General features: G+C 72.7%; 10 protein-coding genes and 1 tRNA gene. 8 read left to right on the top strand and 3 right to left on the bottom strand.

The window, feature by feature from the left end; genetic code table 11:
* The first annotated feature begins 382 nt into the window (after positions 1 to 382).
* The gene (locus tag ACFY30_RS35520) at positions 383 to 1,612 is read left to right on the top strand and encodes an SUKH-4 family immunity protein (RefSeq protein ID WP_390849257.1); all 1,230 of its coding nucleotides are present in this window, start codon (positions 383 to 385) and stop codon (positions 1,610 to 1,612) included.
* On the opposite strand, the gene ACFY30_RS35515 is transcribed toward ACFY30_RS35520, so the two are convergent.
* Positions 1,609 to 3,990 (bottom strand): endonuclease/exonuclease/phosphatase family protein, encoded by a 2,382-nt coding sequence (locus ACFY30_RS35515; protein ID WP_390849256.1) that lies wholly within the window; start codon positions 3,988 to 3,990, stop codon positions 1,609 to 1,611. The two genes, ACFY30_RS35520 and ACFY30_RS35515, sit on opposite strands and share 4 nt — an antisense overlap.
* Positions 3,991 to 3,994: 4 nt before the next feature.
* Here ACFY30_RS35515 and ACFY30_RS35510 point away from each other — a divergent pair, with 4 nt between their 5' ends.
* Positions 3,995 to 4,153 (top strand): hypothetical protein, encoded by a 159-nt coding sequence (locus tag ACFY30_RS35510; protein WP_390849255.1) that lies wholly within the window; start codon positions 3,995 to 3,997, stop codon positions 4,151 to 4,153.
* Between the two features lie 122 nt (positions 4,154 to 4,275).
* Here ACFY30_RS35510 and ACFY30_RS35505 read toward each other — a convergent pair.
* Positions 4,276 to 4,373 (bottom strand) — tRNA-OTHER (locus tag ACFY30_RS35505).
* Positions 4,374 to 4,602: 229 nt separating this feature from the next.
* Between ACFY30_RS35505 and ACFY30_RS35500 the strand changes: the two genes are divergently transcribed.
* From ACFY30_RS35500 to ACFY30_RS35475, 6 genes are all read left to right on the top strand, one after another.
* A complete protein-coding gene (locus tag ACFY30_RS35500; RefSeq protein ID WP_390849254.1) occupies positions 4,603 to 6,090 on the top strand; it encodes an MFS transporter in 1,488 nt (495 codons plus the stop codon).
* 46 nt (positions 6,091 to 6,136) lie between these two features.
* Positions 6,137 to 6,334, top strand: coding sequence for a hypothetical protein (locus tag ACFY30_RS35495; protein WP_390849253.1), 198 nt, complete (start codon positions 6,137 to 6,139; stop codon positions 6,332 to 6,334).
* Positions 6,334 to 6,702 carry a type II toxin-antitoxin system death-on-curing family toxin gene (locus ACFY30_RS35490; RefSeq protein WP_390849252.1) on the top strand — a complete coding sequence of 123 codons (369 nt, stop codon included), beginning with the start codon at positions 6,334 to 6,336 and terminating at the stop codon, positions 6,700 to 6,702. Before ACFY30_RS35495 ends, ACFY30_RS35490 begins: the two co-directional genes overlap by 1 nt.
* Positions 6,703 to 6,843: 141 nt before the next feature.
* Positions 6,844 to 8,649, top strand: a complete 1,806-nt coding sequence (locus ACFY30_RS35485) for a DEAD/DEAH box helicase (protein ID WP_390849251.1) — start codon at positions 6,844 to 6,846, stop codon at positions 8,647 to 8,649.
* 297 nt (positions 8,650 to 8,946) lie between these two features.
* On the top strand, positions 8,947 to 9,588 hold the full coding sequence (locus ACFY30_RS35480) for an IclR family transcriptional regulator (RefSeq protein WP_390849250.1): 642 nt from the start codon (positions 8,947 to 8,949) through the stop codon (positions 9,586 to 9,588).
* Positions 9,589 to 9,685: 97 nt separating this feature from the next.
* The gene (locus tag ACFY30_RS35475) at positions 9,686 to 10,477 is read left to right on the top strand and encodes a S16 family serine protease (protein ID WP_390849249.1); all 792 of its coding nucleotides are present in this window, start codon (positions 9,686 to 9,688) and stop codon (positions 10,475 to 10,477) included.
* Between the two features lie 241 nt (positions 10,478 to 10,718).
* Here the strand turns inward: ACFY30_RS35475 and ACFY30_RS35470 are convergent, their stop codons facing one another.
* Entirely contained in the window at positions 10,719 to 11,633 is a 915-nt protein-coding gene (locus ACFY30_RS35470; protein ID WP_390849248.1) for an ABC transporter permease subunit, read from the bottom strand.
* Between the last annotated feature and the right edge of the window lie 88 nt (positions 11,634 to 11,721).

Below are 11,721 nucleotides of genomic sequence, written 5' to 3'. Positions count from 1 at the left end.
CACGAGCCCCCGCCGAGCGCGGGCAGGCCGCAGCCGCGGATCCCGGTGTCCGCGGTGGCGGCGCCGGGCGGCGTCCACTTCACATGAGGTGCGTCTTCCCGTGCAGGACGTGGTGCTGGGCCCCGCCCCGCGGACGTACGTCGGAAGGGTCCGCACCCGCCCCGTGTACGTGGTCGTCCGGGGGAGGCGGTCGTGGCGATGCGGGCGGGAAGGGAACGCGCGAGGGTGGTGTGACGTCTCCTCAGTGTGGGCCGGTGTCGGTGGTGCGGGGCGCTGTCGGAGTCGCTGCGGCGTCGTCGCCGGTCAGGAGGCGTTGTCAGTGGCTCCGCGTAGGGTGCGGAGCAGTGGGACGGCGCACGCACTTATCCGCACGGGGGACCCGATGAGCACGACCAGGACCACCACCGCCACGAACATCGCACACCTCACCGGCACGACGACGATCACCCTCACCGAGGACGAACTGGACCCGTACGTCACGCACGCGCCGACGCGCCGCTGGCTGACCGGCCCCGGACTGCCCGGCGACGGCGGCCTGCTGACGTTCGAGGCGCTGCGCGCGGACGGGCTGCGCACGGTCGGCGACTCCACCGGCGACCCCGACGGCCGCCTGGCGGCGGAGCTGCGCGACCGGCTGGTCATCGGCGGCATCCTGGGCGCGGACGGCCGGGAGCGGGAGTCCGTCCTGCTGGACGGCACGACGGGCGAGATCTCGACCACGTACTTCCTGCACGACCGGCCCGACCTGATGGACCCGCGCCCCCTCGCGCCCAGCCTGGAGAGGCTGGTGCGCTGCGCGACGGCGGTGGACGAACTCGCGGCCCTGCGCGGTCAGTTCGCCTCCTACGCGGGCCGGCTGGGCCCGCAGGCGGTGGCGGAGGCCACCCGGCAGCTGCTGGCGGTGTTCGAGGCAGGGGGCACGGGCGGCGAGCCGGAGCTCTTCTGGAAGCTGGCCGCGGTGCTCCGCCCGCTGGCCCTGGTGGCCGGTCCCGGCACCGCCTCCGGCCTCACCCTGGACCTGCCGGCCCGTCTGCTCGACGAGGAGTTCGGCGCCTCCGAGATCGTCCGCTTCGAGGACGTCGACTTCCCCAAGGCGCTCACGCACGCCCCGACCCGTCGCTTCCTGCGCGAGACGGGCCTGCCGGAAGAGGTCGCCTGGTTCTTCCTGGACACGGACATGCCGCTGCAGACGCTCGCCGAGTACTGCGCCGACGCCCCCGAGGGGGTCTGCGCCGAGGAGCGGCTCCCGGCGCACGCGGACCGGCTGATCCGCCTCGGCCATCTGCTCGAGGAAACCAGCCTCGTCGTGGACGGCGCCACGGGAGCGGTGCTGAGCTGGAGTGAGCCGGACCTCGCCCTGCGCCCGCTCAACGCCGACGTCTCCACCCTGGCGTTCACCCTGTGGCTGATACGGCGTGAGCGGGCCCTGGACGCGGTGCACGAACTGACCGAGGCCTACGACCAGCTGGCCGAGACGATGTCCTGGACCCTGGCCGGGGTCGACCCCGTCGCCTGCGACCCGACCCCGGCCACCCCCGCCGACGACGGCTGGCGCTACTGGCCGGGGATGTTCGAGGACGAGCCGGGTGGCGGCCTGTGCGCTGACGTCTAGCGCCGGCACCTGCTGACGTCGATCCGCACGATCTGCGGGTCGTGGTCGCTGGCCTGGTCGGCGAACTCGGCGTTGAGGTGCACCACGTCGTAGTCGAAGCGGGTGACGGCCGGGCTCGTGAGGATGTGGTCCAGGGTCTGCGAGTTGCCGTCGTACACATAGGTGTAGCGCTCGGCGGCCGGCAGGGTGGTGATCAGCGGGGTCAGGACACCGCCGTCGGTGAGCGTGGTGACCGTCCGGGAGAACTCGTAGTCGTTGAGGTCACCGAGGACGACGGCCTTCGCGTTCCTGTCCGCCGCGAGCAGCGACTTGACGAAGGTGTTCACCTCGGCGGCCTGCGTCTGACGCTGGGTCTCGGAGCTGCGGGCCGGAGGCTGGTAGCGGCCGTGCAGGGGCTGGTCGCCGCCCTTGGAGTTGAAGTGGTTGGCGATCACGAAGACGGTCTCGCCGTGGAAGACGAACTCGCCGACCAGCGGCTTGCGGCTGCTGTCCCAGGCGTCGTCCGCCGGGTCGATCCGGCCGGGGGAGTAGGTGAGGCGGACACCCTTGCGCGTCTTCACCACGCTCGTGGCCGTGCCGGCGTCACCGCCGGCCCGGTCGGTGAAGGAGACCCGCTTGGGGTTGAAGAGGAAGACCTGACGGATGTTGCCGCCGGGCTCGCCGCCGTCCTGTCCGTCGGCGGGAGCGATGTAGCGCCACTGGTAGCGGGGCCCGCCGGCGGCACGGATCGCGTCGGTGAAGCGGGTGAGGGTGGCCTCGGAGGTGACCGTGCCGTCGTTCGTGGCGCCGTTGTCGTCCTGGATCTCCTCCAGGGCGACGACGTCGGGCGAGTTGAGGTTGACCGCCACGCCCTGGGCGAGCCGGTCGAACTTCTCCTGGCCGTCCAGCGCGTCCAGGTTCTCCACGTTGTAGGTGGCGACGGCCAGCTCGTCGCCCCTCTGCCGGCGGGTCACCTCCTGCTCCAGCCCGTGACCGGCCAGGGCGCCGAGCCGGGTGGCCTGGACGTTGTAGCCGCCGTAGGCGGAGTAGTCGAGCGGCCCGGTGGTGGTGCCGGACAGCTCGTCGCCGACGTTCGCGGCGGGGAAGGAGGCGGTGGTGTCGAGCGACATCACCTCCAGCCGGCCGGTGTTGGGCCGGTCGTAGGAGGAGTAGAGGGCGCCGCCGCGCACGGTGGCGTTCTCGTCCGGCTTCACCGTCACCCACAGCTCGCCGTAGGCGTCGCTCGCGCCGACGACCCGCGCGTCGGAGAAGCTGACGCGCATGCCCTCCGTGGCCTCGTAGAAGTCCTGTGCGTACATGGTGGGTTCGAGGGGCAGCGACTCGATGCTGCCGCCGCCGGCGGTGGGGATGTAGGCGGACGGCACGCTCGCGGCGTCCAGGGTGACGGCGGAGGGGAGCGCGTTGCCGCTGGAGAGCACGGTCGTGGTGGGCCCGGTGATCTCGGTGACGGACTGGCTGGTGCTGCTCGGGTGGTACTCGCTGACCTTGCCGCTGACGAGCACCGAGTCCCCGACCGCGACGGTGGGCGCGGCGGACCCGGTGTACACGAAGACGCCTTCGCTGGTGCGCGGGTCGGAGTCCGCTGCCGGATCCTGGATCCAGTACCCCTTCGACCCGGACGTCCGCACACCGGTGACGACGCCCGGGACACGGGTGACGGTCTGCCCGGCGAGCGGGGAGAGCCGGGTGGTGCCCTGAAGGTCGTGGACGCGGACGGTACCGGGCAGGGTGGGGTCGTCCCCGCCGCCGTCGCCGCCCCCGTCGCCCGAACCGGGCGTCTGGCCTGCCGAGTTGACGGGGGAGGGCGTGCCGGAGGCGAGGTCGGCGGCGTTGTCGTCGGTGTCGGCGAGCAGGGCGCCGCGGGCGACCGACGCGGTGTTGGAGGCACCGGTGACCGGCCCGCTTCCCTCCCGGACGACGGCGCTGCCGTATCCCACCAGGTCGACGATCCGGCTGTCGGACGCGCAGTCGGCGGCGGTCTTGCAGGTCAGGGCGGCGGTGCCGGAGACGAGCGCGACGGTGCCGCTCGTGCCGCTCATGGCGATGGAGCCGGTGGCGTCGGGCGTGGGCAGGGCGGTCGTCCCGCCGGAACCCGCCGCCTCGGCGACGAGGAACCGCCCGCCCGGCGCGAGGGACCCGCTGAGCGCGGTCACCTGCCACGCCGAGGACGAGGACGGCGAGCCGGGCAGGTACTGGACGCTGAAGCCGGCCAGGTCGTAGGCCGCCGACCCGGCGTTGCCGAGCTCGACGAAGTCCCGGGTCAGGGTCGCCCCCGAGTTCCCGCCACCGCCGTACACCTCGGAGATCACCGCCGTGGCGGACGGCGTCGCGTACGCGGCGGGAAGGGAGACGATGGCGAACGCGCTTGCGACGCCCACGGATATGAGCGCGCGGGCCGAGCGGCGGCTGCTGCGGACGCCCGGGGTTCCGGTGGGTCTGGGGACTCTGCTGCCTGCGGGACTGGACACGCTGCCGATCTCCTCGTACGTCGTCGTGCACGGCTGGGTGCTGTGGGGAGGTCGGCTCAAGTTACGCGCGTAGAGACAGGGTCGCCAAGGGGTCGTAGGTTAAATCCGGGGAACAGCAAGAAGACTGGCGCCACGTCAGCCACGCCCCGGGCGCGGCCCCGACGTCCCGCACTGCCGGAAGCCGCGCCCCGAGGGAGGCCGTGGCGGGATTCGAACCCACGTAACTCCCTGCGAGCGGAGCTCGCTGAAGAACGCGGCGCAGGCGAGCCCCTGAACCACTCGGGCACACGGCCGTTCACCAAGCGCTCGTCCGTGCACACGCCCGGGGTGGAACCTGTTCCGTTCCGGCTTGGTGGAATGACCGTATGGGCGGGGTGGAGGGGGGTTCAAGGGGGGCCGGGGGGCTGCGACGGGACTGCCATGCGCCGTTCATGAACGGGCCGGGCGTACGACCAAGGTCGGAGGCCGGGGTCCGCCTCCTGACAGGGGTCAATGTCAGTCGTGGACCTTACGCTGGCGGGCATGGCTGTCCTGGAACCCCGCGACGCTGGTGTCGCCGACGCGTGTGAGAGTCCGAGCCCGGGCCCGGGTGAGTCCGTTCTGGGGCGGGCGTACCGGGCGCTCAGTGTCGGGATCGTCTCCGTGGTGCTGCTCATCGCCTTCGAGGCGACGGCGGTGGGGACCGCCATGCCGGTCGCCGCCCGGGAACTGGGCGGGGTGTCGCTGTACGCGTTCGCGTTCTCCGGGTACTTCACCACCAGCCTGTTCGGGATGGTGCTCGCCGGACAGTGGTCGGACCGGCGCGGGCCGCTCGGGGCGTTGAGCACGGGCATCGCGGCCTTCGCGGCGGGGCTCGTGGTGGCCGGGACCGCCCAGGCGATGTGGGCGTTCATCGTCGGGCGGGCCGTGCAGGGACTGGGGGGCGGGCTCGTCATCGTCGCCCTGTACGTCGTCGTGGGCCGGGCCTATCCCGAGCGGCTCCGGCCGGCCATCATGGCCGCCTTCGCCGCCGCCTGGGTCGTGCCGTCCGTGGTCGGCCCGCTGGCCGCCGGGACGGTGACCGAGCACCTCGGATGGCGCTGGGTGTTCCTCGGGATGCCCGTCCTCGTCCTGCTCCCGCTCGCCCTTGCCTTGCCCCAGATACGGCGGCGGGCCGGCGGGGCCGTTCGCAGCACCTCGGGTGACGCCTCCTCTTCTTCCGCCGGCTCCTCGTCCTTCGACCGGCGGCGGATTCGGCTCGCCCTCGGGATCTCGTTCGGCGCCGGTCTGCTGCAGTACGGCGCCCAGGATCTGCGACCCGTCTCCGCGGTGCCCGTCGTGGCCGGGCTCGCGCTGCTCCTGCCCGCCGCGCGCGGACTGCTCCCGGGCGGGATCTGGCGGGCGGCCCGTGGCCTGCCGTCCGTGGTGCTGCTGCGCGGGCTGGCCGCCGGTGCCTTCGTCTCCGCCGAGTCCTTCGTGCCGCTGATGCTCGTCACCGAACGCGGGCTGAGCCCCACCCTCGCCGGGTTCTCGCTCGCGGCCGGCGGGGGGACCTGGGCGCTGGGTTCCTGGCTGCAGGCGCGGGCGCGGGTGGAGCCGTACCGGGAACGGCTGATGACGGCGGGGATGGTGCTGGTGGCCGCGGCCGTCGCCGCCACGCCCAGTGTGCTGGTCCACTCCGTGCCTGCCTGGACCGTCGCCGTCGCCTGGGGCTTCGGCTGTTTCGGGATGGGGCTCGTCATCTCCTCCACCAGCGTGCTTCTGCTGCAGTTGTCCGCCCCGGAGGAGGCAGGGGCCAACTCGGCCGCGCTGCAGATCTCCGACGGGTTGTCGAACGTGCTGCTGCTGGCCGGCGGGGGCGCGGCCTTCGCGGCGCTCGGCGGGGGGAGCGTGGCGCACACGGCCGCGGCGGCCGGCGGCTCCTCGCATCCGGCGGCCTTCGCCGCGGTCTTCCTGCCGATGGCGGGGGTGGCGCTGGTGGGGGCCTGGGTGACGACGCGGCTGCGGGCGACGAAGGTCGAGGCCCGGTGACGGATGCGGGACGACACCAAGTGGTACCAAATGGTACCGTCGAAGCATGGCCGGACTGAACCTGCGTTTCACGGACGAAGAGATCGATGCTCTGCGTGAGCGTGCCGCTGCTGAGGGGCGCAGCATGCAAGCCTTCGCGCACGACGCGGTCATCGCGGCCGTCAATGAGCACTCGCGTCTGTTCAACGAGGCCGCCGAGCACGTGCTGAAGGCCAGTGCCGAGCTGAACCGGAGGCTCGCCTGATGCACTACCTCACCCTGCCCGAGCTGCTGAACCTGGCGAAGCGACTCGGGGCGGACGAGGTGCGTGACTATGGGCTGCTGGACTCGGCTGTGGCGCGTCCACAGGCGAGCGTTTTCGGGCAGGACGCCTACCCTGACGTATGGCAGAAGGCCGCGGCGCTGATGGAGTCCCTCGCCCGCAACTACGCGCTCGTCGACGGGAACAAGCGCATCGCCTGGTATGCGACCTGGGTCTTCCTCCACATGAACGGGCATCCTCTGGACGCAGACTTCGATGTGGACGAAGCGGAGCGGTTCGTCCTTGACGTCTGCCAAGGCGCCTTGGACGTACCCAAGATCGCGGCCCAGCTGCCACGTTTCGCACGCTGATTCTGCCGCGCTCTCTGTGATGTGGGTCCCACCCACCGGCGACCCGGCCTCGTTCGCGCCGTGACGCAGGAGGCCCGCCGGTAGGGTGGCCCGGTTGTCATAACCAGCCGAGAACCGAGCCGCCCGACCCCCACGGAGACCGTGACTACCCCCGCCGCAACCTCCTCGCACTCCCACTCCCACCACCTCTCTCCCGCCTTCCCAGGCCGCGCCCCCTGGGGTACCGCCAGCAAGCTGCGGGCCTGGCAGCAGGGGGCGATGGAGAAGTACATCCAGGAGCAGCCGCGCGACTTCCTCGCCGTCGCCACGCCCGGCGCCGGCAAGACGACCTTCGCGCTGACCCTCGCCTCCTGGCTGCTGCACCACCACGTCGTGCAGCAGGTGACCGTGGTCGCGCCCACCGAGCACCTCAAGAAGCAGTGGGCGGAGGCGGCGGCGCGGATAGGGATCCGGCTGGACCCCGAGTACAGCGCGGGCCCGCTCAGCAAGGACTACCACGGCGTCGCGGTGACGTACGCGGGCGTCGGTGTACGGCCGATGCTGCACCGCAACCGCAGCGAGCAGCGCAAGACCCTCGTCATCCTCGACGAGATCCACCACGCCGGTGACTCCAAGTCGTGGGGCGAGGCGTGCCTGGAGGCCTTCGAGCCCGCCACGCGGCGGCTGTGCCTGACCGGCACCCCCTTCCGTTCCGACACCAACCCCATCCCCTTCGTGACCTACGAGGAGGGTGCGGACGGGATCCGGCGGTCCGCCGCCGACTACACCTACGGCTACGGGTCCGCCCTCGCCGACCACGTCGTCCGGCCCGTCATCTTCCTCTCCTACAGCGGCAACATGCGCTGGCGCACCAAGGCCGGTGACGAGATCGCCGCCCGGCTCGGCGAGCCGATGACCAAGGACGCGATCAGCCAGGCGTGGCGTACGGCGCTCGATCCGCGCGGCGAGTGGATGCCGAGCGTGCTGCGCGCCGCCGACCTGCGGCTGACGGAGGTCAGGAAGGCCATCCCGGACGCGGGCGCCCTCGTCATCGCCTCCGACCAGGACTCGGCGCGCGCGTACGCCAAGCTGATCCGCGAGATCACCGGGACCAAGGCGACCCTGGTGCTCTCCGACGACGCCGGGGCCTCCGACCGGATCGACGAGTTCAGCCACGGCAACGACCGGTGGATGGTCGCGGTCCGGATGGTGTCCGAGGGCGTCGACGTGCCCCGGCTGGCGGTGGGGGTGTACGCCACCACCATCTCCACGCCGCTCTTCTTCGCGCAGGCCGTGGGGCGCTTCGTGCGGTCCCGGCGGCGCGGCGAGACCGCGTCCGTGTTCCTGCCGACCGTGCCCGATCTGCTCGGTTTCGCGGGCGAGATGGAACGCGAGCGCGACCACGTCCTCGACAAGCCCAGGAAAGAGGGCGAGGAGGACCCGTACGCCGAGGAGGAGAAGCTTCTCCAGGAGGCGGAGAAGCAGCAGGACGAGGACACCGGCGAGCAGGACATGCTGCCCTTCGAGGCCCTGGAGTCCGACGCCGTCTTCGACCGGGTCATGTACAACGGCGCCGAGTTCGGCATGCAGGCCCACCCGGGGAGCGAGGAGGAGCAGGACTACCTCGGCATCCCGGGGCTGCTGGAGCCCGAGCAGGTGCAACTGCTGCTGCAGAAGCGGCAGGCCAAGCAGATCGCGCACAGCAAGAAGCGGCCCGACAGCGAGGCCGACCTGCTGGAGGTGCCCGCCGAGCGGCGGCCCGTCGTCTCGCACAAGGAGCTGATGGAACTGCGCCGGCAGCTCAACACGATGGTCGGCGCCTACGTCCATCAGAGCGGCAAGCCGCACGGGGTCGTCCACACCGAGCTGCGGCGGGTGTGCGGGGGGCCGGCGAGCGCGGAGGCGACGGCCGGGCAGCTGCGCCAGCGCATCGCCAAGGTGCAGGAGTGGGCGACCCGCATGAAGTGAGGCGGGCCGCGCGGGGTGACGTACCAGGGCAAAAGCGAGGCAAACACTAGCAGTCCATACCGGCCACTGACCGGATTCTGGACGTTCTCTTCCGCTCAGCGAACCTGCTTCGCTACTGTCCCGCTACGCACACGCCCCGTGGCAGCGCCGCCGCGGAGCGCAGCCGTGAAGCGACTGGGCCCGGACACGCCTGGCCCTCCTGCCGATCGGCGGCCTCTGACGCGCGTCACTGACGGGACTCGGTGACGCATCCGCCGTGCCGGGGCTGCCGACCTCACCACTGAAGGAGTGGGCGTCGTGACCGCGGAGACTTCCCAGACGCTCGACCGGGGCCTGAAGGTCCTCAAGCTGCTGGCCGACACCGACCACGGGCTGACCGTCACCGAGCTGTCCCAGAAACTGGGCGTGAACCGGACCGTCGTGTACCGGCTGCTCGCCACGCTGGAGCAGCACGCACTCGTACGACGTGACCTGGGCGGCCGAGCCCGGGTCGGTCTCGGGGTGCTGAGGCTGGGCCGTCAGGTGCATCCGCTGGTCCGCGAGGCGGCGTTGCCCGCTCTGCGGTCGCTGGCCGAGGACATAGGGGCGACCGCCCATCTGACGCTGGTGGACGGTGCGGAGGCGCTCGCGGTCGCGGTCGTCGAGCCGTCCTGGACGGACTACCACGTGGCGTACCGGGCCGGCTTCCGGCATCCGCTGGACCGCGGGGCGGCCGGCCGGGCGATCCTCGCCGCGCGCCAGAAGCTGCCGGGCGAGCCCGGCTACACCCTGACCCACGGGGAGCTGGAGGCGGGGGCGAGCGGTGCCGCGGCGCCGCTGCTCGGGGTGACGGGCGTCGAGGGCAGTGTGGGCGTGGTGATGCTGGCCGACGCGGTGCCCGAGCGGGTGGGGCCGAGGGTGATGGACGCGGCCCGTGAGGTGGCGGAGGCGCTGCGCTGAGTGCCGTACCGGCCGCGGGACCTCCCGGGGCCGCCGACGGCCGGGTGCGCGAGCACCTCGCGGTGGTCCGCACACCCGCGCCGGTTACATTGACCCCGTGCTCTCTCGCCTCTCTCGCCTCCAGGCCCTCGCCGTCTGCGCCGTGCCCTTCGTGGGTCTCCTCGCCACGGCGGTGGTCGCGCCCCTGCCGTTCACGGTGGCGCAGCCCGGCATGACGGCGAACGTCCTCGGCGAGAACGAGGGCACCCCCGTCATCACGATCTCCGGCGCGTCCACCCGGGACACGTCCGGGCAGTTGCGGATGACGACGATCGAGGCGACCGGCCCGGACGCCGACGTCAGGCTCGGCGATGTGATCGACGGCTGGTTCCGCGGCGACCAGGCGATCATGCCGCGCGACTCCGTCTACCCCAGCGGGCAGACCACCAAGGAGATCGAGCGGCACAACACCGAGCAGATGGAGCAGTCCCAGGACGCCGCGACCGAGGCCGCCCTGAAGTACCTCGACCGCACCGACGACGGCATCAAGGTCACGCTGAAGCTGGCCGACGTGGGCGGTCCCAGCGCCGGACTGCTGTTCTCGCTCGGCATCGTCGACAAGCTCGACGGCAACGGCGAGGGCGGCGACCTCACCGGCGGACGCACCATCGCCGGTACGGGCACCATCGAGACGGACGGCACGGTCGGCGCGGTCGGCGGCGTCGCCCTGAAGACCCAGGCCGCCCGCCGCGACGGGGCGACCGTCTTCCTCGTCCCGAAGGACGAGTGCGGCGACGCCAAGTCCGAACTGCCCAAGGGCCTCCGCCTGATCCCCGTCACCACCCTCGAGGGAGCGGTGAACGCGCTCACGGCCCTGCAGAGCGGAAAGGGCTCCGTGCCCCGCTGCTAGGGCCCTGGTGCTTGTGACCGGAAGGGTTCACCGGGCTCGCGACGCCCGGCACGGCTCCCCCACGCTCGGCTTCGCTCGCGCGGGAGGGGCCCCGCGACGCCGCGCGGCCGCCCTGCGGGCGACGCCGCCCCGTCGGCAACTGGCCCTGAGGTCGTGCCCGCAAGGTCCCCTCGTTCGCCCGCACGGCGGGCCTCGCGGCGTCCGGTGTGCGTGCTCTCGGCGTGCCGGGCGGAAGGCCTCGTCAGACCGAGGCCCCCCGCTCCTCGACGCCCCTCGCGCCCACCCCCCTCGGCTCCGGCAGCAGCTCCGCAAGTGAGGCCAGCCAGTCCAGCAGCAAGGCCAGGGCGAGGGTCAGGATCGCGCCCAGGACGAGGACCGGGGTGCGGTGGGCGGTGAGGCCCGTGCGGATCAGGACGCCCAGGCCGCCGGCTCCGGCGAACGCCGCCGGTGTCGCCGTGGCGACGTTCAGGACGAGTGCCGTGCGGACGGCCGCGAGGATCAGCGGCGCGGCGAGAGGCAGCGCGACGCGCGTCAGGGCTCGCGTCGGTGCCGTCCCGGCTTCGCGCGCCGCCTCCGTCGTCGCCGGGTCGCCGGCCCGCACGCCGGTGAGGGGCAGTGCGAAGCGCGTCAGGGCTCGCGTGGGTGCCGTCCCGGCTTCGTGCGCCGCCTCCGTCGGCGCCGGGTCGCCGGCCCGCACGCCGGTGAGGGTGCGGGAGAGGACCGGCAGGATCGCGCAGGCGACCATGCCGGCGAGGGCCGCCCGCACGCCGGTGCCCAGCCAGATCAGCGGCAGGGCGAGGAGACCGATCGCCGGGGCCGCCCCACGCCTGGTGGAGAGGAACAGGACGACCGGGCGGGCCCGGGGGAACACCGGCCGGACCAGCAGGACGCTCAGCGGGATCGCGATGACGAGCACGAAGAGGGTGGCGAGCAGCGTCAGTTCCACGTGCCGCCACAGTGCCTGCGGCACCCGGCCGCCCGACAGCGCCTCCGCCGACACCGGGTCGAGCCCGGCCTGCCCGAACCACAGCCAGGTGCCGAGCAGCAGGGCGACGAGGAAGCCGGGCCGGACGGTCAGCTTGCGCCAGGTGACGCGTCGGGCCGGCCCGGCGGACGGCGACGCCTCCCGCTCCTCCTCCAGCTCAGGCGCCGACACGCCCCCTCCTGTTCCGGGTGCGGGCCCAGGCCCGCGTGGGGCCGCCGACGCTTCCCGGGAAGGCGCCGGCACGGAAGATCTCCAGGTG

The sequence above is a fragment of the Streptomyces sp. NPDC000345 genome, from assembly GCF_042898825.1.
Classification (GTDB): Bacteria; Actinomycetota; Actinomycetes; order Streptomycetales; family Streptomycetaceae; genus Streptomyces.
The sequence above is the reverse complement of the archived record's forward strand: the minus strand, read 5'-3'. Positions and strand labels throughout refer to the sequence as shown.

Excerpts from the sequence above, each read along its gene's own strand:
- ACFY30_RS35490 (WP_390849252.1), top strand. The coding sequence starts at position 6,334 with ATGCACTACCTCACCCTGCCCGAGCTGCTGAACCTGGCGAAGCGACTC.
- ACFY30_RS35520 (WP_390849257.1), top strand. The coding sequence starts at position 383 with ATGAGCACGACCAGGACCACCACCGCCACGAACATCGCACACCTCACC.
- ACFY30_RS35500 (WP_390849254.1), top strand. The coding sequence starts at position 4,603 with ATGGCTGTCCTGGAACCCCGCGACGCTGGTGTCGCCGACGCGTGTGAG.
- ACFY30_RS35510 (WP_390849255.1), top strand. The coding sequence starts at position 3,995 with ATGAGCGCGCGGGCCGAGCGGCGGCTGCTGCGGACGCCCGGGGTTCCG.
- ACFY30_RS35495 (WP_390849253.1), top strand. The coding sequence starts at position 6,137 with ATGGCCGGACTGAACCTGCGTTTCACGGACGAAGAGATCGATGCTCTG.